Genomic DNA, 21,669 nt, shown 5'->3' with positions numbered 1-21,669 from the left:
ACCCATTGGTGACAATTTAACGTTAAACCGATAGTCCGCCAGGGAATGAATTCCCTGTCTCAAAGCTAAAGTCCTCGCTATGAGGACTGAGAAGAAAACTTTTAAACTCATTAGTCCTCTTTAGAGGACTTTAGCTATTAGCCAGGGAATTCATTCCCTGGCGGACGGGGAGCTTAAGTTGTCACCGATGGACTCGGCCTGGAAGGGTTTATCGGCCGCGAAAATTATCCGACACTTCCTTCGAGTTTCAGACTCAACAGCTTATCAGCTTCCGCCGCAAATTCCATCGGTAACTGATTGAAAACATCTTTACAGAAACCGCTAATCATCATCGAAATAGCATTTTCTGCGGAAATTCCCCGCTGTGCGAAGAAGAACAATTGCTCTTCCCCAATCTTAGAAGTAGAAGCTTCGTGTTCGACTTTAGCAGTGTGGTTCTGCACTTGAATATAAGGGAAAGTATTCGCTTGAGCGTTGTCGCCAATCAGCATGGAATCGCACTGAGAGTAATTGCGAGAGCCTTTAGAGTTAGGCCCCATTTTCACTAAGCCGCGATAGCTGTTGGATGAATTTCCGGCAGAAATTCCCTTAGAAATAATCGTGCTGCGAGTGTTTTTTCCCACGTGGATCATTTTGGTGCCGGTGTCAGCTTGCTGCTTGTTATTTGTCAGCGCTACTGAGTAGAATTCGCCCACCGAGTTGTCGCCGACTAACACGCAACTGGGATATTTCCAAGTAATCGCTGAACCGGTTTCTACTTGTGTCCAAGAAATCTTAGAATTGACTCCTTGACACAAACCCCGTTTCGTCACGAAGTTGTAAATGCCGCCTTTGCCGTTGGCATCGCCAGCGTACCAGTTTTGCACTGTGGAGTATTTGATATCGGCATTGTCCATTGTTACCAATTCGACTACGGCGGCGTGCAGTTGATTGGTGTCAAACATCGGCGCGGTGCAGCCTTCTAGGTAAGACACAGAACTGTTTTCTTCTGCAACAATTAGGGTGCGCTCGAACTGGCCGGAATCTCCGTTGTTGATGCGGAAATAGGTTGACAATTCCATTGGGCATTTGACGCCTTTGGGAATGTAAACAAAGGAACCGTCGCTGAATACGGCGGAGTTGAGGGCTGCGAAAAAGTTGTCGCCGACTGGTACGACGCTGCCGAGATATTTTTCTATTAATTCGGGATAATCTTTGACGGCTTCTGAGATGGAACAGAAAATAACGCCATCTTTGGCTAACTTTTCTCTAAATGTTGTGGCAATTGAAACGCTGTCGAAAACGGCATCGACGGCGACATTTCCCAGCCGTTTTTGTTCGGAGAGGGGAATGCCTAGTTTCTCGAAGGTTTCTAGGAGTGTCGGGTCTACTTCGTCCAAACTGTTGAGCTTTTTGGGCTTTTGTTTGGGGGCGGAATAGTAGATAATTTGTTGGTAGTCGATCGCGGGATAGTTGACGTGGGGCCAGGTGGGCTCGGTCATTGTCAGCCACTTCCGGTATGCTTTGAGGCGGAATTGCAGCATGAATTCCGGTTCGTTTTTCTTGGCGGAAATCAGGCGGACTACATCTTCGCTCAAGCCGCGGGGGATGGTGTCTGACTCGATGTCGGTGACGAAACCGTATTTATACGGCTGGTTGACTAAGGTTTTGACTGTGGTAGAACTCATTATTTTGCGTGTTCAGTGTTCTAGATAATGCTCTCTGGATGGCAGACGGGGCAATGCCTGTCTGGGCTTGAGCGAGTTCTGCTGGACTGCTCTGGGAAGTTAAACAACAGATTTGTTGCTTTACTATATTTTAAGCTACATTAACAATAGTGATATTGTCAAAGTCAAATTAATAATTTTTTGTGAAGATGATGGAGACTACTCAGCAGACTTCCACGAAACAAGACATCCTGCAATATTTGCTCAAGGGGGGGCAGGGGACGGCTCTTGAGTTGGCGGAGTCTTTGGATATCAGTCCGCAGGCGATTCGCCGTCACTTGAAGGATTTGGAAGCGGAGGGGCTGATTCAGTATCAGTCGGTTCAGGCTGGTATGGGGCGGCCGCAGCACATTTATGAGCTTACCAGTCAGGGGCGCGATCGATTCCCGAATCGTTACGGTGATTTTGCAGTCTCTTTTCTGGATACGTTGGCGGAAACCGTCGGCCGCGAGCAAGTGATTACTATCTTGCAAAAACAGTGGCAGCGCAAGGCGACGGAGTATCGGCGGCTGGTGGGTGCGGGTTCGCTGCAAGAGAGGGTGACTAAGCTAATGGAACTTCGCAGGGCTGAAGGTTATATGGCTGAGTGTTATCCTGTAGAATCTGTAGAGGTTGGGATCGGCGATCGCGCTGGTTTGGGCGATCGATTTGTGTTGATGGAACACAACTGCGCGATTTCTAATGTTGCGGAAACTTTTCCGAGTGTGTGTGGCAATGAGTTGGAAATGTTTGCGGCGGTTTTGCCGGATTGTATTGTGGAGCGGACTCACTGGATTATTGATGGGGAACACCGCTGCGGTTATTTGATTGCCAGAAGGAAGGAAGAAGTTCGGCAACAGGCAATGTACGGGATTTAAGGGATGTCACGCATGGAAGTTCGACAACGGATGAGTGTAACGGATGTCACGGATGTCAGGGATTACCAATTACCGATTACCGATTAGCAATTACCAATTTTTAATATATGGAACCGCTAGCAGATTTTTTAAAGCCGGAAGAGTGCGCCGAAGTTGATATGGCGCTGCTGTCGTCGAAGGAAAAGTTTTCGGCGCGGCTGGCAATTTATGCTTTGAGGGTGCTCAAGCAAATTGCTGGGGAGACTGGGAAGCCGGTGGCTGAGGTGACTAATGGGCAGGTGATGGATTGGATTAAGAATGATGAGAGTATTAAAGGGTCGATCGAACTTGATGCGAGTTTTGAAAACTTTTTTACGAATTTGGTAATTGCGTCTTTGCGGCCGTTGAGGCAAATTGCGACAGAATCTGAAAGCGCGATCGAACAATTAACAGTTAAGCAGGTCGTGGCGTGGTTTGTGAAGGACGGGAAGATTCGCAGAGAACAGGGAACCGAGGCGGCTTTTTTGGATTTGTGAGTTAAAGGTCGATCGGCCCCACCCCCAAACCAGGCCTCAAACCCCGATCATTCCAGCGGTTTCGGGCGATAAAAAAAAGTTTTGACAAAGGGCTTGACAGACAAAGGCAAACTTGATACAGTAATTAAGTCGAGCGAAAGAGATGCAGCGCATCTGACTTAACGCAGACACAGGATTAAAAGTTTGAAAAGCTTTCCTGGTGCTTATGATGTAATGGAACCACTCCGATCCATCCCGAACTCGGTTGTTAAACGTTGCTATGGCGAAGATACTCGGCGGGTCACTGCCCGGTAAAATAGCTCAGTGCCAGGTTAATAATAAATTAAAGCTCTTTTCCCGCAACAACGGAAAAGGGCTTTAGTTTTTTGGTGAGTTATTACTCATCTACACCACAGCAAGTCTTGCGCCCTTTGTAGAAATCTCAATATTCTGGGCCAGGAACAGATTTTGGGTCGATCGAACTTGATGCGAGTTTTGAACACTTTTTTACGAATAGGGTGGTGGCGTCTTTGCGGTCTTTGAGGCAAATTGCGACAGAAGCTCGGCTATTGGGGGCGGTTTCGGGCGATCGAAAAAAAGTTTTGACAAAGGGGTTGACAGCCTAGGGAAAACTTGATAAGGTAATTAAGTCGAGCAAAAGAGATGCAGCGCATCAAGCTTAATGCAGACACAGGATTAAAAGTTTTCAAAGCTTTCCTGGTGCTTATGATGTAATGGAACCACTCCGATCCATCCCGAACTCGGTTGTTAAACGTTGCTATGGCGAAGATACTCGGCGGGTCACTGCCCGGTAAAATAGCTCAGTGCCAGGTTAATAATAAATTAAAGCTCTTTTCCCGCAACAACGGAAAAGGGCTTTAGTTTTTTGGTGAGTTATTACTCATCTACACCACAGCAAGTCTTGAGCTCTTTGTAGAAATCTCAATATTCTGGGCCAGCAGCAGATTTGTGGTCGATCGAACTTGATGCGAGTTTTGAAAACTTTTTTACGAATAGGGTGGTGGCGTCTTTGCGGTCTTTGAGGCAAATTGCGACAGAAGCTCGGCTATTGGGGGCGGTTTCGGGCGATCGAAAAAAAGTTTTGACAAAGGGGTTGACAGACTAGGGAAAACTTGATAAGGTAATTAAGTCGAGCAAAAGAGATGCAGCGCATCAAGCTTAATGCAGACACAGGATTAAAAGTTTTCAAAGCTTTCCTGGTGCTTATGATGTAATGGAACCACTCCGATCCATCCCGAACTCGGTTGTTAAACGTTGCTATGGCGAAGATACTCGGCGGGTCACTGCCCGGTAAAATAGCTCAGTGCCAGGTTAATAATAAATTAAAGCTCTTTTCCCGCAACAACGGAAAAGGGCTTTAGTTTTTTGGTGAGTTATTAGTCATTCTCTTTATGGCTTAGCGGTTGAAACCGCTACTAAACAAACGAAGTCGGCCGACGCGGACTGAATAATAAGAGGTAAAAATTTATGAAGATTAGTTATGATTCCGAAATTGATGCTCTCTACATTAGACTTGTAGAAGGTAAGCATCAGTGTCGCACTTTAGAGTTAACTGACGAAATTGCTTTAAATATTGGGGAAAATGAGTTATTGGTAGGGATAGAAGTTTTAGATGCTACACAGGTTTTAGGTAGTGGAAATGTACCTAATGTAGTGCTAGAAAATATAGCTTTTACTGTAGCTTAAATAGGGAAATCAATCGCTACCTGTGTAAATATAAGTAAGGATGAGTGGAAAAATGATCCGTACTTTGGATGCAAAATCTTATACAGATTTACTTGTTCGCTATCAACCAAAACCGATCGCAAATGAAGCAGAAAACGAGGCAGCGATCGCTCTCGCTTGCGAACTGGAACACCGCCCTATGCGATCGCTGGAGGAAGAGCTATTTCTGGAGCTTTTGATAACGCTGATTGAAAAATTTGAATCTGAAAATTATCCGATTCCTGCAGGAAATGCTGCTTCAATGTTGCAACATTTAATGGATGCGAGAAATTTGGACAAATCAGATTTGATTCCTGTTTTGGGAACGGAAACAGAGGTTGAGCAAGTTTTTGTTAGTGGAAGGGCGATCGAAATAGATGAAGCCAGAAAATTAGCTGATTTTTTCCAAGTGGATATTAGTTTGTTTCTTTAAGGGCGATCGGCTACTTGTTGAGTAGGAGTGGCTGATATTCGCTGACTTCTGGCAAAAATAATTCTGGAAGTTGCTGCAATTTGGCGATCGCAATATTTTGATCTTATACGCTTGGGGTATATTACCACACAACTTTCAAAAATACAGTCGTCTCCCAACAAAGGTCGCTGCTCTCCATGTCTGATTGCACTTCCACCACCCGTGTTAGGCTTAGACCCGGTTCTGATTTGATAAAGGCTATACGCATCCTGTCCCACTCATCAACTCTGTTCGACTCACTAACTTTTGATGAGTACTCCAAGAATGAGTTCAATTCCAAATTTTCAAATTCCGTTTTAAGTTCCTCTTTAGTTGTGAAAATTCCACTATTGCTGCGGGCAGGATTACGGAAGAAGAAACGTTTAATAATCACTTAGCGTAATCCCTTGCTTGCTGCCTCCTGAATATCCTTCTTCAGATTGGGGATGCAGTTGTTGCGTTTCGACTTTTCTAATTCAAGCGCTTTTTCTTTTTCTGCTCGCGCTTTTTCAGCAGCAATGGTTTGGGCTTCCAAACTCTTGCGACGCATCTCATCAGCGAATGACATTCTAACTTTCTCCTAAGTAAACGGATTCATCCTATTAAAACACTTACACCCAACTTCGTCAACATGATACCCGCCACACCTATGACCATATCCGCTGAAGGTCATAGGCGTCAAAAGCCACATCGCAACTAATCAAAACAAGGGAATGATTAATCGCCTGTGCCACCAGAATGCGATCGAAAGGATCTCGATGATGCAGGGGTAAATAACGGAATTGAACAGTATCGGCAAATGTAATAGGAAGAATCGTTATACCCGCAGCACTGAGCTGAGGTTCAATATCTTCAAAATTGCCCTGTAAGGGGAGTTTTCCAATATTGAGCTTTATTGCCATCTCCCAAAGACTTGCAATGCTCAAGAAAACATCGTCGGCAGATTCAATCTTGTCTCTAGTTGACACTGGCAGATTTGGATCATTGGATACAAACCAGATCAAAGCATGAGTATCTAATAGTAATCTATTCATTCCATGTATTCCTTCATATCCTCAAGCGGCTCATCAAAGTCATCAGGTAGCGGTAGAACAAACATTCCTTTCATTGTTCCGGCAACTCGACGCTTCTTTGTCGGCTTTTCTTGAGTTGAGTTTTTAGCCTGCTTTTCGATCAAAAACTCAATATAATGAAGCACTTCTGTCTGAAGAGACTCAGGGAGTTCTGCTAATTTTTCTAAAATGACTGGCTGTATCATGGTTTCTTCTCGCGATCGCCCTTTCTACTCCATTAAAACACCAAAACCCAATGTCAGCAACAGAAGAGCCCATTATCTAGCCCGATCGCCCAAAATCGCACTAACACCATCATAATTGTGCAACTTGCTTAAAATTACCCGATCGACTATTCTTCCTAGTAGATATCATCTTGATATAACAACCAACAAAAACATGACAGCAATATTACCGCCTTGGATAGTTTTAGACTCCCTATTGCACAACTGGCTACTAGAAGATATCGGTAGGGGCGATCGCACAACATCGGCCTTATTTCCCGCAAACAGCATCCAGGGTACGGCTAAATGGATTGTCAAAGAAGCTGGAGTCATTGCTGGATTGCCAATTGCCGATCGCACATTTAAACTTTTAGACAGCAGCCTCAGTTTCATCCCCCAAGTACCAGAAGGGAAACTGTGCGAAAAAGGAGAAGTAATTGCCGATATTTCCGGCAATTTCGATGCGCTGCTAACCGGAGAAAGAGTAGCATTAAACTTGGCAATGCGTTTGAGCGGCATCGCTACTTTAACTCAGAAATATGTTGACAAAATTGCCGATTTGCCCGTGCAATTAGTGGATACTCGCAAGACAACGCCCGGATTGAGATTGTTGGAAAAATACGCAACTCAAGTCGGCGGTGCTTGTAATCACCGGATGGGATTAGATGACGCCGTGATGATTAAAGACAATCACATTGCGGCGGCTGGAGGAATTGCAGAGGCGATCGCCCTAATTCGCAATTCTATCCCCTATCCGCTGACGATCGAAGTCGAAACCGAAACTCTCGCCGAAGTAGAGACAGCTTTGCAGCACAAAGCTGATATTATCATGTTAGATAATATGTCCTTTGATTTGATGCGGCAGGCTGTGGCCATTATTCGCGAAAAGAGCGATCGGGTAAAAATTGAAGCTTCCGGCAATGTTACCTTAGAAACAATTAGAAGTGTAGCGGAAACCGGAGTTGACTATATTTCTACCAGTGCTCCGATTACGCGATCGACTTGGCTGGATTTGAGTATGAAAATTAATAGTAATACCCGCAGTCCGGCAGGGGTTTAAACCCCTGCCTCAAAGCTGAAGTCCTCTAAAAGAGGACTAATAGACATCTCCAAAAAAGAACTTGAAACCCAAGTCAAGCCTAAGCTAAAATCTAATTTCGGGAGAATTCTAATGAATTATTCAGTCCTCTTTTAGAGGACTTTCGCTATGAGCCAGGGGTTTAAACCCCTGGCGGTATTTGGGGCCCGATCGATATTTCGGCTGAAGTTGATACCAATGGGCAATGCCGTGTCCGACCTTGCTGAGAGTCAACTGTCAACTATTGGTTAGTTATTACCAATAACCAATAACCAACAACCACTAACTAATAACAAATTACTACTTCGAGATAAAATGAACCCAAAAATGCCCGTCAGGTATACAGAGGCTGCGGATTAAACGGTAAGTATAGTGCAAGTAAGCACCGCTGACACTTGTATCGTAGCCAGTTCGGAACCACTCGCCATAGGGATCGTGAACGAAGAATCCCTCGCTGTCGTAGCCTGCGACAACTATAATGTGACCGAAAGACGTGAAGTATCCGTGGATGACAGCGGGATTTCCGCTGGCTAGCCAATCTTGAACGTCATCAATAGTTGCATTCTCGGTAAAGAAATCTTGAGCGCCGTAATCTCTAACAATTTTTGCTAAATCGTAGGGATCCCAACGACTGTAACCTTTGGCGATCGCATATTCGTAAAGTTCGTCTTCATATTGCCCGGTTTGTTTGCGCCGTGGCACCTTCAAAAAGTCCAGACACATCGCTAATGAAGTTACATTGCAAGAACCTGTAGGATTATTCAAGTTATCCATTTGCGATAGATAAGGAATGCCAAGCCTGACAGTTGGGGGATTAGGTTTCGGAAAAAGTAGAATGCTGTCTTGAGTAATTTGAGCGTGCCCTCCGAAAACATACCAAACCCCTGAACCTTTGAAAGACTCGTTGCGGAGAGCAACTCTGATGTGACAGCGAGCCGGAGCAAAAGCCAGGATCTCCAACTCTTTTCCGGCTGGTATTACTTGTTTTTCTGAGTCCTGAAGTTGAGAAGACGCGACCGGTTTTGATTTAAAAATGGTGTCTCTGAGCGTTTTCAGGATCAGGGGCTGTGTGGGAATGTCCTCTGGTTTGGTTTCGATCAGCTTTTTGGCTGTGACTGCTCCCAAAAAACCCGCTTCGCCGCACTTCATCAGAGTTTGAAATCGGTGGAGGGTGGCGGTAGAGAGAGGGCCAAAAATTCCGTCTACGGGAGGTTTCAGTAAACCTAGGTCAATGAGGCGACTTTGAATTTGGCCACTGAGTTCGTCGTCTGCAGCGATTGCTTTGGCATCGTACCTAATGTTTGAGTTGAGAAAGTTTTGTAATTTCATGCTTGCGTGCCCTGTCAGTCGATTTTAGATTTTAGATTTTAGATTTTAGATTTGACAATTACGACCGCAGATAAATCAGGTGGCCCCAGACTAAATTGCTTGATTGTCAATAATTCCCTGTTTATCGTCTCATAAAATTACGGTGATTTTACCGATCGATCGATTTTAGATTTTAGATTTTAGAATTACGATCGCCGATAAATCCGGTTTCCCTAGACTAAATTGCTTGATTGTCAATAATTCCCAGTTTATCGTCTCATAAAATTACGGTAATTTTGTCGCTCAATCGATTTTAAATTTTAGATTTTAAATTTTAGATTTTAGAATTACGATCGCCAATAAACCCGGTTTTCCTAGACTAAATTGCTGGCTCGTCAATAATTCCCAGTTTATCGTCTCATAAAATTACGGTAATTTTGCCGATCGCCCGTACCTTAAAGGCTTCATACTAATTATTGGATACAAAACCTTCAAGGCGAGAGCCGATCGAATTTCACGCACTATTGACTAAAAATCCCTCGTGCGCGTTGACATTGTTTCTGCCGAATTCCGAATGCTGTTGGATGACTCAAAAGCAGAAGGATAGCAGAATTGCCCTGTTGAGGCGAAGTCAGATTTATGCTTCGTCTGGGCGAATTACCACAACACCCATTGCGTCGGGAGACAGATATTTGACAGCGGCTTCTCGGAGATCCTCGGCAGTCTGAGCTTGGATGCAGGCGGCATAGTTGAGGGCGGGAGCGATATCTCCTACCATCGACTGATAGTAACCGTACAAACTTGCTCGATCGCTCGGAGTTTCGTTACCAAAGATAAACCGATTGGCTACTTGGGTGCGAATGCGGGAAATTTCGGCATCTGTCACCAGTTCGGTTTGGAGAGTGCGGATGTGTTGGACGATCGCAGCTTCCACTGCTGCCAAGTTTTCTGTCGGTAGTTGAGCGGAAATTGAGAATACACCGCCGAGTCGCTGAGTCATGTTGCTGACCGAAATTGACGAAACTAGCCCTTTTTCTTCGCGCAAATCCTGAACCAAGCGAGTTGTGCGGCCGTGTCCCAAAATTGTCGCCAAAACGTCGAGGGCATAAGTTTCGGACATTTCCATGAAACCTGGCACTCGCCACATCACGATCAGTCGGGCTTGCTGAAGGGAAGAGTCTACAAATTCGCGGCGGACTGTTTCTGTAAATGGCGATTCTTGACCGTAGTTCAGGATTTGGGCTTCGGGGTGAAAGTTGCCCACAGCAGGCACATTTATTTTGTTGTGTTGTGCTGTACTTTTTGCTGCAAAACTGTCTGCGACAATTTCTATTAGTTGCTCGACTGGCAAATTGCCGACAGCTACGGCTGTCATGGCCCCTGGGTGATATCTGCTGCTGTGGAAATCCCGCATTTGTTGCGCTGTCAACTGTTCGATTACCGCAGTCGGGCCGAGTACCGGTCGCTTGTAGGGCAGGACTTCAAAGGCTAATTCCATCGATCGCTGATAGGTGCGGCGGCGAGGATTGTCTTCCGATCGTCTAATTTCTTCTAAGACTACCAGCCGTTCGCGATCGAAGGCGTCGTCGGGAATGCTGGCGTTGAGCAACACATCGACTTGCAGAGGAGCTAGTTCGGCAAAATCTTTAGGAGCTGTGGTGATGTAATAGTTAGTGTAATCTTGGCTGGTGGCAGCATTGGTGACAGCGCCGCGTTGCTCGATCGCGCGCTCAAATTCGCCACTGGGAATGCTGGGAGTTCCCTTAAAAATCATGTGTTCTAAAAAGTGAGCCATGCCGTTAATGTCGTCTGGTTCGACGGCTGAGCCTAAATTGAGCCACACACTGAGGTTAACAGCATCGACCGGCAAGTGTTCGGCTATAACTGTGAGGCCGTTGGGGAAATGGCGGACTGTTGGGGCGTTGAGGGGCGATCGAGCGGAGGTTTTGAGTAGGGTGGATGTCATTGTGCTTTTAAATTTATCTTGTTCTTTATATCTTAAAGGGTCATCCGATTTTAGATTTTAGATTTTAGATTTTAGATTGATCCCACGGCTGATGGTTGCTGGGGATGTTGTCGGGGGCGATTCCCTACCCTTCGGGAACGCTTCGCGAACGGGATAGCTTCGCTTCACGCGAAATGCGAGAGCGCTGAGGGCGTGAGGGTTATGAGAAATCTGTGCGATCGACAAAACAAAAGTTGATTTGTTAAAAGTTGCAAGTTATAGTCTAGTTTGAATTTAGCCTTTAATCCCTTCTTTTCGCATTCAATTTTCGGAGTTGCAAATGCAATTTGAGTTTCTGATTCCAAAACGCCCTGTATCTTTGCAAACGAGGCAGAGAAGCAAGCTACAGGATTGGCAAGCATTTGTGCGTACAGAAGCGTCAAAAACTTGGGTAGTAACTCCTTATTCAGGAAACGTTCATTTAACTTTAGTATACCTTTATGATGCTGACCCAGTTGACACTGACAATATCATAAAGCCCATACAGGATGCACTAATTGGGTTAGTTTATGAGGATGATTCACTTGTCACAGATGTGGAGTCGCATCGTCGCTCGCTTAGTGACACGTTTGACGTTGCTTTATGTCCGTCATTGTTGGTCCGTGGCATAATATCTGGCAGTGAGTGCGTTTACGTTAGAATAAATTCAGCAAAAGCATTAGAGAGTTATCTATGACCGCTAAATTAATACACGACAAATCCGTATCTCAAATTGCCGAAAAATACCGACAAGAAGGCTATACAGTATTGGTTGACCCTGAACCAGAAGACATCCCTTTCGATTTAGGGACATATCGTCCAAATTTGATTGTAAAAAAGAACGAAGCCGAAGGTTACATAATCGAATTCAAACGTTCTGCCAGACAAACATCCATAGACAGGTTGAAAGAAATTGCTGAAATTGTTTCTGAAAATATAGGCTGGCGTTTTTTATTGATTACTGAAGAAGATGCTTTACTGAAAGAGAACGCCAAGGAAGTAAATCTATTATCTTGGCAACAGATTTTTAGTAGAAAAACACAGGGTGAACGTCTAATTTCATTAGGAGAAAATGAAGGCGCGTTTTTATCACTTTGGGGAACAATTGAAGCACTCCTGCGTAAACGAGCTGAGGAAGTTACTATTCCCATTGAAAGATTTCCAACTGTATCTCTGATCAAACATATGTATTCCCAAGGAGAACTTTCAATCGAAGAGTACGATCGAGCCATGCTACTTTTAAGCGTAAGAAACCGATTTATTCATGGATTTGAAGCGCCCGAAGCCAATGAGTCTGTATCTGAATTGCTCGCCCTTGTCAATGAATTAATCAGTTTATGGGCACCACAGGCATCTCAGTCCTGAAAGGTTTGGCAATAAGTCCTGAGTTTTTTTTGTGACAGCATTCGATGGAAAATCTAAAATTGCATAAAAACTTAATATTTCCACAGCCGGCTTTTCAACGATTTTGGCGATCGACTTCGGGGAAAATCGGCTTAATTTTGACTGTAGCGCTGACGATCGCGGCACTGTTGGCCACCCTACTTTCCCCTTACGATCCGGCGGTCGATCGAGATTATTTGTCGCGCTTAGTGGCTCCTAGCGCTAAACATTGGTTTGGCACCGACAGTTTGGGGCGAGATTTGTTGGTGCGGGTGTGGCACGGATTGGGGATATCTTTACTCGTCAGCCTGGTTTCTGTGGGTGCGGGTTTAATTGTGGGAGCGCTTTTGGGGCTGGTGGCCGGGTATTTTCGGGGGTTGCTGGAAATGGCGATCGGCACTTTGGCGGATATTTTGTTAGCTTTTCCTTCGATTTTACTGGCGATCGGCGTTGTTACCGTCACCGGGCCGAGCCTGCAAAGCGTAATTATCGCCGTCAGCCTCGTGCAAATTCCAATTTACATCCGCTTAACTCGCAGTATGGTGCTGTCTCTGCGGGAACAAGAATTTGTTTTGGCTGTCAAAGCCTTGGGCGCCAGCGACTTGCGGATTATTTTTCGCCACATTTTGCCGGGAAGTCTCGCGCCTCTAGTTGTACAAGCAACTCTTTCGACTGGTACGGCGACACTAGAATCTGCCGGTTTAGGTTTTTTGGGTTTGGGCGCACAGCCGCCGGTTCCTGAGTTGGGGACAATGCTTTCTGATGCTTTTAAGGGCGGATACGCTCTTTCTTCTCCTTGGACGATCGTGTTTCCAGGTTTGCTGATTACCTTGACTGTTCTTGGTTTCAACCTTTTGGGAGATGGCCTGCGAGACGTTTTAGACCCCAGAGGGAATTAGAGGGGAAGTGGGGAATTTATACTTCTGCCTTTTACCTTCTGCCTTCTGCCCTCTGCGCCCTCTGCGCCCTCTGCGGTTCATCCCCTCTTCCTTCCTCCTCCCTCTAAAATCTAAAATCTCAAATCTAAAATCGACCGACTTGACTGCTGTCACGATCTACGCGAAACTTTACATACAACTGATGTATTGCTTCTACATATTAATAACTTCTGTTAAGTTGTGACTCAAAACCTATCAATTAGTCAAAATTGATATAGCGCTTTGTCAGTCAGCCAACTCTCAAGAAGCTACTTCAGGAGGCATCGTCCCTGGCTTGCTGGTGTCGGTGTCTGTTCTCAATATTCCTATTCAGTCAGCCCGCATTATGGAAACACTAGAGTTTGTGATCTATCCAGATGGCCGCGTACAGGAAACAGTCACCGGCATTGTCGGTGCTTCCTGTGCTGAGGTAACGGCTGCAATTGAAGCTCAGCTCGGCGTGGTGCTTCACCAAGAGTCAACATCTGAATATTTCACGCAAGCGCTGCATCAGTCAGCCGAAGCGACGGCCCAAGTGGCTTTTAGCGATTGGTAATTTTTTTTGTTGAGTTCACTTAAATTTTTTTGGAATCACCATGTCACACTTTAGCCAAATTAAGACCCAGATCCGCAATTTGAATTCTTTGGAAGCTGCTTTAACTGACTTGGGTATTGACTGGAAGTCTGGCCCGACTGAGGTGCGTGGCTATCGCGGCCTAACCAGCACCGCTGAGGTCGTGATTGAGCAAACAAACGGCTACGACGTAGGTTTTAGCTGGAACGGGACTGAGTATGAATTGGTGGCTGACTTGCAGTTTTGGCAGCAAGCTTGGTCTGTAGACCGTTTTCTCAATAAGGTGACTCAGCGCTACGCTTACCATACTGTGGTGAATGAAAGCGCTAAGCAGGGTTTCCAAATTTCTGAGCAAAAGCAAAATCAAGACGGTTCGCTCCGCTTGGTGGTGCAACGCTGGTGCGCTTAATAATTTTTCGAGATTTTTGCAATCTTGTTTCATCAAAGTCCGCCTGCGCGGACTTATTTACTATTGTGGGGGTCTAAATGTCTGAGCTTTCTGGACTCGGAATAGATACAGCAATCGATCGCTCTGGTTTAGAGCCGGAGTTGGGGGGTTTTTTGCGGGATGCGCCCGATCGCTCTGGTTTGGAACCGGAGTTGGGCGGGGTGTTGCGCCAAAAAGGTGTCTATGTTGATGAGATTACCTGCATTGGCTGCAAGCACTGCGCTCATGTTGCTCGCAATACTTTTTATATTGAACCGGATTACGGTCGATCGCGCGTAGTTCGACAAGACGGGGATTCTGAAGAGTTGATTGCTGAGGCGATGGACACTTGTCCGGTGAATTGCATTCACTGGGTTGATTACACCGAACTCAAGAATCTGGAAGAAGAACGCAAGGATCAGGTGATTCCTGTCGTTGGCTTTCCGGTGGATATGGCGACAGTTAAGGCTGGTATTCGCCAGCGACAAAAGAATAAGTTGGGCGATCGTAAGTTCAAAGGTAGCCATTGAAATCCCCAATTCACATCCGCAGCTTGAAACCTGTGGCTCAAACAACAAAAACAGCCCGCGCGGGCTGTTTTTTGTATACATTGTATAGTCAAATTTATTTGAGAGGATGGTGCTCAGCGAGAATTTTCTCAACTCTAGCTTCGTCGATTCTGGCAGTTAATGTTGATGCCTCGTTGTTATCCCGAATGGTTTTTGCTAAAGTAAAAGACGAGCCGATTGAAAAAGTTAAACCCATACCCATAAAAGCTTTCTGCCAGGGGTCTACCTGTAAATAAATGATACCTACAGTAGTTGCGGAAATGGCAACAATAAAAGAAACCCAGCACTGAAGTATCCAAGCATTAGTATCTTTTTGGCGTAGGATTTGTTTCTGCATAGTGCCTCTAAGTCACATATATCTTTTGGTTGATTAACTTAAAGCATAGAAAGCGTGAGTGAAGCGGTCAGGAGAGCAGGGGACAGTTTCGATAAGTGAACAGTGCGATCGGGCTTTTGACTAAAAATTAGAACGCTGTAGATAGGGTTTAAGGCTCAAGGAAGACTGGGTGGGAGTAGACAGTTGGGAAACTGGACTAAGGGAGATTGATTTGGGATGTGGTTTTAGGGAGCATTTTCAAAAGTTCTTTTCGGTTCTTGCAGGACTTTACCAAACCCGACTGGTGTACCTTAGCGATGAAAGGTGCTTGATTCCCCAGAATAAATCGTTGCATATTTTCTAAGGCATTTACAAAAGCTTGTGCCACTACCACTCCAGGAACATCGCCGTCCACAAATGCAAAAAGCCGTACATTGCCTTGAGCCACGGCTAATAACTCCAAAGGACGGGTAGCGATTTTCTTGTCCTTTGTTAATACCACCCAATTGCGCTCTCCAACTATCCTCAGCCAATCCTTATCCTCGATATCTTGCTTAAAATGATCGTCGTGAATTTCTACTGTAGCCCCCTTATTTCGTAGTGGATCTGCCAGTTTCTTTCCTAAACATCTGTCTATGAAAAATATCTCATTCATACTGCTACTAGCGGAAGTTCGCAGCGAATACCTTCCTCTATTTGGAGCCGATCGCAATTGTAGTCTTCGGCAAGTTCATCGATGGAATCCCCAGCTTTGTAGCGTTCCGCAAGCATAGCTGTGGGAATGCCAGTTCCAGCTAAAACTGGACGGCCAAATGATATTCTGGGGTCAATCATCACTGTTTTAGGTTCGTCGGAACCTGATAATTTGGTAAAAGGGAAGAGTTTGATAGGTAATCCAGCTTTATCTCGTACAATGCGATCGAAATAAGTTTCTAAAATTTGCCTCGCTTCCTGTTCCCTGTCGCGTGCTGCAAGCTGCTGTCCGAATCTCTCAAATAAAAGATCTATTCCCTTGATTTGAAACTCCCTTCCAGCATATAATTTAGGAGTCGAAAGATGATCGTTGATGTAGTCGAGTGCAGTGCTAAGTTGTTTTCGGGAGAAGCCAGTAGCCTTAAAAATGGCAATCAAGACATGAGCCTCTACCAAATTTATGAAAGAAAGTAGTGTAGTTTTGGACTGGGGAAGCAGTTCAAAATTGTTGGGGTGAGGTAACTTAATCAGTGGCTCAAAGGAGCGCTTGTCCGCTTTTGTTTTCGAGTACCAGCCACCAACCCAAGATCGCAACCTATCCTTCGGCAGCCTGAGATATTGCGCTGCTTGAGGGATAGAATATATAGGAATCTCGCGCGGATCGAAGTAGTTAGTCTCAAGCATAGCAGTTGTCCTAATCCTAAATACTTATATTTTTGCACAGTTCGCGGGCGATCGCAAAAATCTCTCCCTTCCATACCCAGATACCCGACTTCTTCAAGAAATCGGGTATCTAAAGCAACCTAATTAGCTCCTAAAAACGCTACGGATTACTTATTTTTCTGCTGAGTCTTCGCTTGTTCGATCGCAATTTCCCTGACTGCTTGGAAAGAACTCAAATTCGATGCACCTTCAATTGCCTTCACCGCCAAATCTTGAACCTGTTTCAAAGCAGAATCCAGTTGTTTCGACAAGCTAGCAAGGCGCGCATCTTGATTTTGAATTGTCTGCAACATCCCTTGAATTTGCAGTTCATAATTTTGCTTTTGCCCTTCAACATCTTTAGCAGACAAATCAGCCTTAACTTTAGCTTGGTAATTACCAATATTGCGGCCGTTATCTTTCCCGTTCTTGATATTAGCTTCCAATTCTTTCGGGAAAGCTTCTACCTTAGCTTTCACCTCAGCATAAAGTTTTTCCCGTTCCGAAATAGATTTTTCGCGTTCCGCCCACTGTTTCTCCTGTTCTTGCTGAAACTCTTCGATTTCTTGATACAGCCTTTTCTGGCGCTGTTCGTATTCTTCGATGTCCAGATTTCGCTGAAGATTCAAATCATAATCATACAACTCTTCATCCCGATCGCGAGCTTTTTGATGATTCTCATTGCGTTCTTTAACGGCCAACTTTTGCAGTTCCTGCTCTTTTTCCCAAGCTTGCCGGCGTTCCAACAATTCCTGTTCAACAGTTTCGCGCTGTTCACTGAGTTCGCCAGCAAAAGTTTTCGCGCTTTCTTCGTACTGTTGAATTAAATTGTCCAGCGTATCTTCTGCAACATCTTCTAAACTGTGCAACTCTTGCAGTTGTTGAATTTCCTCGCCCACAGTGCGCCGCAATTCCCCCAGTTTAGACGCTTCTGTTGTCAGTTTTTCCGACAGTTCGCTGACAGCGGCACCGAAGCCAAATTGCAGTAAGATTAAATTGTCGATCGTCCCCTGCATTTTTTGTTTGCTTTCAGTGAAACCCATTGCTTTTCTTGCTGCCGCTATTGCTAGTTCTTTGACTGCGATTTCTGATTGAGAAATATTGGCAGATTTATCGTTATTAAGCTGCTTCAGTTGCGAATCAAGTGCATTTTTTTCCTGTTCCAACTGTTTATAAGCTTCTAATATTTCAGCCTTCGTATTTTTGTCATTCATTCTCGCCATCGCTTTCATCTCCTAACTTTGTTAGTCCGCATCGGCGGACTTTGTTTGACTCTTGAGCGGTTTCAACCGCCGATTATTATCAAAAATTGAGCTACAAACCTTAAGCTTTGGTAGCAAAAGCTTTCATTGCCAAATCTTGCGCTTGCTTCATCGTGGCTTGCAGTTGGGCGGAAATTTCGGCAATTTGTTCGGTTTGTCGCCCAATTGTCTGCTGTAGAGATTGGACTTTCAATTCATATCCTTGCTTAGTGCTTTCCCATTCTTTATCCACTAAATCTGCCTTGACTTTAGCTTCGCGGGAAACTTCTTGAATTGCTTCTTCTTTGGCTTTGACATAAGCCTGTTTGAGTTCTTCCTCAAATCCGGCGGCTTTTCTTTGATTCTCTTCAAACTCCGCTTGATTGTCGCTGAGGACTTTTTCCCGTTCCACCCAATTTTTCTCTTTTTCGCGAGTAGATTCTTGCAAGTCCCGTTCTAGTTTGCGCTTCGTTTCTTCGTATTCGTCGGTTTCTATTTTGCGAGTGCGCTGTAATTCGTATTGATAATCGGCTGTTTCTTCTTGGCGCTTTTTAGTTAGGAGTGCAGTTTCTTCTTGAACTGCTGCATCAAATTCTTGCTGTTCTTTTTCCCAAACTTTGCGTTTTTGGGTCGTGTCTTTTTCGAGAATTTCGCGCTGGTTAGCAGCGTTTTGTTCTAGCAGGGTCAATTTTTCTCGGTGCTCTTGAGTTAAAATGTGGAGGGCGTCTGCTACAACTCGGATTTGCTGCAACTCTTGCAATTGTTGGGCTTCGATTTCGATCGCGCGTTTTAATTCGTCTAATTTGGAAGATTCCGCCTTTAGTTTTTCGGAAAGTCCGCTGATGATGCTGCCGAAATCTAATTGCAAGTCGGCCAAGCCTTTGACGATGCTGTCAATTGTGTAGGTGGAAGCGACTTCGAGGAGTTGTTTGTTTTTGGCTTTTTCGGCTGACTGTTCTTTGGTTTCGACTTTGGATTCGATCTTTTTTTTGTCTGCTAAAATCTGCTGAAAGTTTTGCAAAATTTGGGCTTTGCTATCCTTGGCAGTTGCTATTGTCATAATGTTTGCTTCTCCTGATTCTAATTTTTCGAGATTTTTTAGTGAAACGTTTTCAGTTATTCAAAGTTGCGGAGTTGGCTGAGAATAGCTTGGTATTTTCTGGCTGCGTCGGGTTTTTCTTCGGGATTGGCGCTGGCTAGAGTTCTGAGAATTTTCCAGCAGCGATCGCACCGATTTCCTTCCCAGCAGGCGCACTCATCAATTATACTCAAAAGTGCGCCTTTTAGCAATTGATTTTCCGCTAACAAAGCTCGGTAATTCCGCTGGACTGATTCGGCTACTAAAGTCATGTGCTGGAAGTCTTGGGTGAGACTTTCAATGTCGTTAACTGCGTCTGTCCGAATTTGGTCTAGCAGCTCAAGATTCTCTCTCAAACGGCTTTCTTGCAGGTTTGGTTTGGTTTTTAGCTTGGTTAATTTCTTCATTTCAGTCTGTTGTAACAGTTATGGTAAAGGCGCGATTTAATCGCGCCTTTACAACAAAATTAGAACAAGTCAGCCGTTAATTGCTCTTCGGCTGGCGGTAGCGAAATACCGCCGTTGGAATTCAAAGCCATAGCATCGCTTTCACCGCCAGCGTGAGCGGCCATCAAGCAGGCAACTTGCTGCGCCGGCAGGTTATCTAAACACACCATAGCCCTTGTTCCTTCTAAGTCAATCATCCGCGATTGATTGCTAGAATCGGACAAAACTGCTGCGGCTTGGTCGATAACGGCCCAATCTTTCCGCTCGTTCCAAGACCATTTCAAGCTGTAGTAGTTTATCGGTTTTACTACTCCGCTGTCGTCTGGTTTCTGACCGGAGTGCTTGACAAATTCGGGAACAAAAATCCCGGTTGCTGGTTCTACGCCGCGAGATTGAACTGATGCTACTAAGCGGTTAAAATCGTTCAAGCTGCGGTTTTTGATGTATGTCACCATGACTACTCCTTGCGGCAATTCGCCACTTTCTGCGACAAACCACAGTTGACCCCACAATGTGTGCGAAGTTTGACCTAAACTGCCGAAGAATTTGGAGAATTTGAGGATTGTCATGGAACACTTGGAACCGTAGTCTGTATCGCCGATCGCCCACTGGCCACTTTGGCAATTGTTACGTACTGCGATCGGGATTTCTGGTACTAGCAAAGCATTGCTCGGTTTGGCACCAAATACTGAAAATGTAGGTCTTTCTTGTGTTTTAGTAGTCATTGTTCGTTTTTCCTTAGTTCTTTATTGCTTTACCGGGAATTGGTAATTGGTAATCAGTTAAATCTCGTACATTGCTGGTGGCCGAACTTCGATTACCGAATGAGATGTGTTGTCGCTTTTGGTTCGGGATAGGTATACTCAAGCATCGCCTCTTGTTGAGCTTTAATAATCCGCAGCGCGGCGAGCAAATGCTCTAATGTTTCTAGGTGCGCTGGGGTGAAGTGGATGCTGAAGCCTTCGCCATCCCGCGCGTAGCCGGGACAAACCAGTGAGGCTGAGCTTTGTTCTTCGTGGGTGGCGATGTATAGCCAGTCATCGTCTTCGAGCTTGTAATGCGTGTCTGTCCAGGTTCTCAGCATTTGCGATCTGCTCCTCCTTATTTGCTGCGTACAAGCGTTTTGACGCCCAGCGCTTCTCACTCCTCTGAAGTTGACGACGCTATATGTAGCGTGTGAGCTAGGCTAATTTGCACCCTTAACCCTACCAGTCCGGGTTAATTGGTTGATTAAACCGTCAACTAACCTCATGGTAGCGCGGGTTGATTTTCCCGTCAAGTATTTTGTTGAACTTTTCATCAAAACAGGCTAGAATGCTTGTCAGGAGGCAAAAAACCGTGGAACAAACATTTGGAAGACTGATCCGTCAAGCTCGCAAGGACAAAGCTTACTCACAACGTGAGCTAGCAGCTATGCTAAGTGTGGACTTTACTTATTTGTCGAAGTTGGAGAACGATCGAGCGGATTATGCGCCAAAAGAGGAGGTAATCCGAGCATTAGCGCGGAATCTAGACATAAACGAAGAGGAATTGATTTTCTTGGCGGGGAGGCTGCCGCAGCAGTACGAAGCGCTGCTGAAGCAGAATCCGAAGGAAATGCAGGCTCTTTTCCGCCGGATGCAAGAAAATCCCGATTGGCTCAAACAGTCTTTTGAAGCGTAAGAGAGGCCCCTCATAGTGAGTATTTTTAAGCCGTATTGCTTCTATCCCAAAGAAACGATCGAGCGTTTGGCTTCGGACATCTTGATGCAGATGCAGAAAACGCAAAATTTTGCTCCGAGATGGCCTTTTGATGCGACAACGGTTGCTGATTTTCTGGATTTGGGCGTAGTTTGGGAGTGCATTGAGCCGGATGAAGAAGGTGCGATCGCGGCGAGGATTTTGCCGCAGCAGCGGTTAATCGAAATCAACGAACAGATTCTCGAAAAACCGCCGGGTTTCATCGAATCGACGATCGCCCACGAAATCGGCCACTGGGTGCTACACGTCAATCAAGACGAAGCAGACGGCACTGTGGAACAGTTGGAATTAAACTTAGGTAATCAAGGACAAACGGCGTCTGATGTCGAGGAACCGTTTGTTTGTCGGGGTGCGAGTGCGGATAATAAGGTTTTGTCGATCGAATGGCAAGCGCAATATTTTGCAAGCTGTTTATTGATGCCTCGGTGTATTTTGGAGGAAAAAAGACAGGGACGCGATTTAACTAAGTGGTCGCATTTATACAAAATGAGAGATGAATTGGGAGTGAGCATTTCCAATTTAACAAACCGCTTGCAAGAATTCGATTGGATTTATATTCCCAAGGGAACGCGCGAGATTTATGCCGGGAAAGATGCTGCAAACGGGCAGCAGCGATTGTTTGGATAGAATTTGATAGAATTTGAGGTTTGAGAGAGATTCTCGAATCTCAACTTTTTCAGATAAGTTTGAAAGAATGAGGTTGC

General features: G+C 45.1%; 29 protein-coding genes and 3 rRNA genes. 17 read left to right on the top strand and 15 right to left on the bottom strand.

The genetic code is table 11. The annotated features are described in order from the left end of the window. Nucleotides 1-224 precede the first annotated feature (224 nt). Nucleotides 225-1,667 (bottom strand): Fe-S cluster assembly protein SufB, encoded by a 1,443-nt coding sequence (gene sufB / locus QUB39_RS02110; RefSeq protein ID WP_333207742.1) that lies wholly within the window; start codon nt 1,665-1,667, stop codon nt 225-227. A 188-nt stretch (nt 1,668-1,855) separates the two neighbouring features. Between sufB and sufR the strand changes: the two genes are divergently transcribed. From sufR to QUB39_RS02075, 7 genes are all read left to right on the top strand, one after another. Then, entirely contained in the window at nt 1,856-2,563 is a 708-nt protein-coding gene (sufR, locus tag QUB39_RS02105; RefSeq protein WP_333207741.1) for an iron-sulfur cluster biosynthesis transcriptional regulator SufR, read from the top strand. A 107-nt stretch (nt 2,564-2,670) separates the two neighbouring features. After that, a complete protein-coding gene (locus QUB39_RS02100) occupies nt 2,671-3,078 on the top strand; it encodes a hypothetical protein (protein ID WP_333207740.1) in 408 nt (135 codons plus the stop codon). Nucleotides 3,079-3,273: 195 nt separating this feature from the next. Further along, nucleotides 3,274-3,390 (top strand): 5S ribosomal RNA (rrf, locus tag QUB39_RS02095). 383 nt (nt 3,391-3,773) lie between these two features. Further along, nucleotides 3,774-3,890: ribosomal RNA gene (gene rrf, locus QUB39_RS02090) — 5S ribosomal RNA — on the top strand. A gap of 383 nt (nt 3,891-4,273) precedes the next feature. After that, a 5S ribosomal RNA gene (gene rrf, locus QUB39_RS02085) occupies nt 4,274-4,390 on the top strand. A 155-nt stretch (nt 4,391-4,545) separates the two neighbouring features. Further along, nucleotides 4,546-4,764, top strand: coding sequence for a DUF2283 domain-containing protein (locus QUB39_RS02080; protein WP_333207739.1), 219 nt, complete (start codon nt 4,546-4,548; stop codon nt 4,762-4,764). Between the two features lie 52 nt (nt 4,765-4,816). Next, on the top strand, nt 4,817-5,215 hold the full coding sequence (locus QUB39_RS02075; protein WP_333207738.1) for a transcriptional regulator: 399 nt from the start codon (nt 4,817-4,819) through the stop codon (nt 5,213-5,215). A 121-nt stretch (nt 5,216-5,336) separates the two neighbouring features. Here QUB39_RS02075 and QUB39_RS02070 read toward each other — a convergent pair whose 3' ends face one another. From QUB39_RS02070 to vapB, 4 genes are all read right to left on the bottom strand, one after another. Continuing rightward, nucleotides 5,337-5,627, bottom strand: coding sequence for a hypothetical protein (locus QUB39_RS02070; protein ID WP_333207737.1), 291 nt, complete (start codon nt 5,625-5,627; stop codon nt 5,337-5,339). Beyond that, nucleotides 5,628-5,801: a hypothetical protein gene (locus QUB39_RS02065; protein WP_333207736.1), complete on the bottom strand. Its 174-nt coding sequence runs from the start codon at nt 5,799-5,801 to the stop codon at nt 5,628-5,630. A 79-nt stretch (nt 5,802-5,880) separates the two neighbouring features. Continuing rightward, nucleotides 5,881-6,267, bottom strand: a complete 387-nt coding sequence (locus tag QUB39_RS02060) for a type II toxin-antitoxin system VapC family toxin (protein ID WP_333207735.1) — start codon at nt 6,265-6,267, stop codon at nt 5,881-5,883. Continuing rightward, a complete protein-coding gene (vapB, locus tag QUB39_RS02055; protein WP_106332869.1) occupies nt 6,264-6,491 on the bottom strand; it encodes a type II toxin-antitoxin system VapB family antitoxin in 228 nt (75 codons plus the stop codon). Before vapB ends, QUB39_RS02060 begins: the two co-directional genes overlap by 4 nt. Before the next feature lie 193 nt (nt 6,492-6,684). Between vapB and nadC the strand changes: the two genes are divergently transcribed. Both nadC and QUB39_RS02045 read left to right on the top strand, forming a co-directional pair. Beyond that, nucleotides 6,685-7,569, top strand: a complete 885-nt coding sequence (gene nadC / locus QUB39_RS02050) for a carboxylating nicotinate-nucleotide diphosphorylase (RefSeq protein ID WP_333484988.1) — start codon at nt 6,685-6,687, stop codon at nt 7,567-7,569. A gap of 147 nt (nt 7,570-7,716) precedes the next feature. After that, on the top strand, nt 7,717-7,839 hold the full coding sequence (locus QUB39_RS02045) for a hypothetical protein (RefSeq protein ID WP_333207733.1): 123 nt from the start codon (nt 7,717-7,719) through the stop codon (nt 7,837-7,839). 48 nt (nt 7,840-7,887) lie between these two features. Here QUB39_RS02045 and QUB39_RS02040 read toward each other — a convergent pair whose 3' ends face one another. Both QUB39_RS02040 and QUB39_RS02035 read right to left on the bottom strand, forming a co-directional pair. Then, nucleotides 7,888-8,916 carry a C39 family peptidase gene (locus tag QUB39_RS02040; protein ID WP_333051967.1) on the bottom strand — a complete coding sequence of 343 codons (1,029 nt, stop codon included), beginning with the start codon at nt 8,914-8,916 and terminating at the stop codon, nt 7,888-7,890. Between the two features lie 616 nt (nt 8,917-9,532). After that, nucleotides 9,533-10,861 (bottom strand): pitrilysin family protein, encoded by a 1,329-nt coding sequence (locus QUB39_RS02035; RefSeq protein ID WP_333051964.1) that lies wholly within the window; start codon nt 10,859-10,861, stop codon nt 9,533-9,535. 319 nt (nt 10,862-11,180) lie between these two features. On the opposite strand from QUB39_RS02035, the gene QUB39_RS02030 reads away from it, so the two are divergent. The 6 genes from QUB39_RS02030 to QUB39_RS02005 all read left to right on the top strand — a co-directional run bounded on the left by QUB39_RS02030 (nt 11,181) and on the right by QUB39_RS02005 (nt 14,710). Then, nucleotides 11,181-11,576 (top strand): RusA family crossover junction endodeoxyribonuclease, encoded by a 396-nt coding sequence (locus tag QUB39_RS02030; RefSeq protein ID WP_333051961.1) that lies wholly within the window; start codon nt 11,181-11,183, stop codon nt 11,574-11,576. Next, on the top strand, nt 11,573-12,244 hold the full coding sequence (locus QUB39_RS02025; RefSeq protein ID WP_333051958.1) for a hypothetical protein: 672 nt from the start codon (nt 11,573-11,575) through the stop codon (nt 12,242-12,244). The genes QUB39_RS02030 and QUB39_RS02025 overlap by 4 nt, the downstream gene beginning before the upstream one ends. Before the next feature lie 44 nt (nt 12,245-12,288). Continuing rightward, nucleotides 12,289-13,161 carry an ABC transporter permease gene (locus QUB39_RS02020; protein ID WP_333207732.1) on the top strand — a complete coding sequence of 291 codons (873 nt, stop codon included), beginning with the start codon at nt 12,289-12,291 and terminating at the stop codon, nt 13,159-13,161. Nucleotides 13,162-13,525: 364 nt separating this feature from the next. Next, on the top strand, nt 13,526-13,735 hold the full coding sequence (locus tag QUB39_RS02015) for a DUF2997 domain-containing protein (protein ID WP_015176940.1): 210 nt from the start codon (nt 13,526-13,528) through the stop codon (nt 13,733-13,735). A gap of 40 nt (nt 13,736-13,775) precedes the next feature. Next, on the top strand, nt 13,776-14,162 hold the full coding sequence (locus QUB39_RS02010) for a DUF1257 domain-containing protein (RefSeq protein WP_333051955.1): 387 nt from the start codon (nt 13,776-13,778) through the stop codon (nt 14,160-14,162). A 77-nt stretch (nt 14,163-14,239) separates the two neighbouring features. Further along, nucleotides 14,240-14,710: a ferredoxin gene (locus QUB39_RS02005; RefSeq protein WP_333051953.1), complete on the top strand. Its 471-nt coding sequence runs from the start codon at nt 14,240-14,242 to the stop codon at nt 14,708-14,710. Between the two features lie 94 nt (nt 14,711-14,804). Here the strand turns inward: QUB39_RS02005 and QUB39_RS02000 are convergent, their stop codons facing one another. The 8 genes from QUB39_RS02000 to QUB39_RS01965 all read right to left on the bottom strand — a co-directional run bounded on the left by QUB39_RS02000 (nt 14,805) and on the right by QUB39_RS01965 (nt 20,309). Further along, nucleotides 14,805-15,086, bottom strand: coding sequence for a YiaA/YiaB family inner membrane protein (locus tag QUB39_RS02000; protein WP_333051951.1), 282 nt, complete (start codon nt 15,084-15,086; stop codon nt 14,805-14,807). Nucleotides 15,087-15,282: 196 nt separating this feature from the next. Beyond that, nucleotides 15,283-15,720 (bottom strand): PIN-like domain-containing protein, encoded by a 438-nt coding sequence (locus QUB39_RS01995; RefSeq protein WP_333207731.1) that lies wholly within the window; start codon nt 15,718-15,720, stop codon nt 15,283-15,285. Continuing rightward, on the bottom strand, nt 15,717-16,442 hold the full coding sequence (locus tag QUB39_RS01990) for a DUF433 domain-containing protein (protein ID WP_333207730.1): 726 nt from the start codon (nt 16,440-16,442) through the stop codon (nt 15,717-15,719). The genes QUB39_RS01995 and QUB39_RS01990 overlap by 4 nt, the downstream gene beginning before the upstream one ends. Before the next feature lie 146 nt (nt 16,443-16,588). After that, complete coding sequence (locus QUB39_RS01985; RefSeq protein WP_333207729.1) at nt 16,589-17,683, bottom strand: hypothetical protein; 1,095 nt, start codon at nt 17,681-17,683, stop codon at nt 16,589-16,591. A gap of 100 nt (nt 17,684-17,783) precedes the next feature. Beyond that, nucleotides 17,784-18,761: a hypothetical protein gene (locus QUB39_RS01980; protein ID WP_333207728.1), complete on the bottom strand. Its 978-nt coding sequence runs from the start codon at nt 18,759-18,761 to the stop codon at nt 17,784-17,786. 56 nt (nt 18,762-18,817) lie between these two features. Beyond that, nucleotides 18,818-19,186, bottom strand: a complete 369-nt coding sequence (locus tag QUB39_RS01975; RefSeq protein ID WP_333207727.1) for a hypothetical protein — start codon at nt 19,184-19,186, stop codon at nt 18,818-18,820. A gap of 59 nt (nt 19,187-19,245) precedes the next feature. Further along, nucleotides 19,246-19,950 carry a hypothetical protein gene (locus QUB39_RS01970; RefSeq protein ID WP_333207726.1) on the bottom strand — a complete coding sequence of 235 codons (705 nt, stop codon included), beginning with the start codon at nt 19,948-19,950 and terminating at the stop codon, nt 19,246-19,248. Between the two features lie 92 nt (nt 19,951-20,042). Beyond that, complete coding sequence (locus tag QUB39_RS01965; protein ID WP_006634886.1) at nt 20,043-20,309, bottom strand: hypothetical protein; 267 nt, start codon at nt 20,307-20,309, stop codon at nt 20,043-20,045. A gap of 254 nt (nt 20,310-20,563) precedes the next feature. Between QUB39_RS01965 and QUB39_RS01960 the strand changes: the two genes are divergently transcribed. Together QUB39_RS01960 and QUB39_RS01955 are read left to right on the top strand one after the other, a co-directional pair. After that, entirely contained in the window at nt 20,564-20,887 is a 324-nt protein-coding gene (locus tag QUB39_RS01960; protein WP_006634885.1) for a helix-turn-helix domain-containing protein, read from the top strand. A gap of 15 nt (nt 20,888-20,902) precedes the next feature. Continuing rightward, the gene (locus QUB39_RS01955; protein WP_333207725.1) at nt 20,903-21,592 is read left to right on the top strand and encodes an ImmA/IrrE family metallo-endopeptidase; all 690 of its coding nucleotides are present in this window, start codon (nt 20,903-20,905) and stop codon (nt 21,590-21,592) included. Nucleotides 21,593-21,669: the final 77 nt, after the last annotated feature.

The sequence above is a fragment of the Microcoleus sp. AT8-B5 genome, from assembly GCF_036705565.1.
Taxonomy (GTDB): domain Bacteria; phylum Cyanobacteriota; class Cyanobacteriia; order Cyanobacteriales; family Microcoleaceae; genus Microcoleus.
The sequence above is the reverse complement of the archived record's forward strand: the minus strand, read 5'-3'. Positions and strand labels throughout refer to the sequence as shown.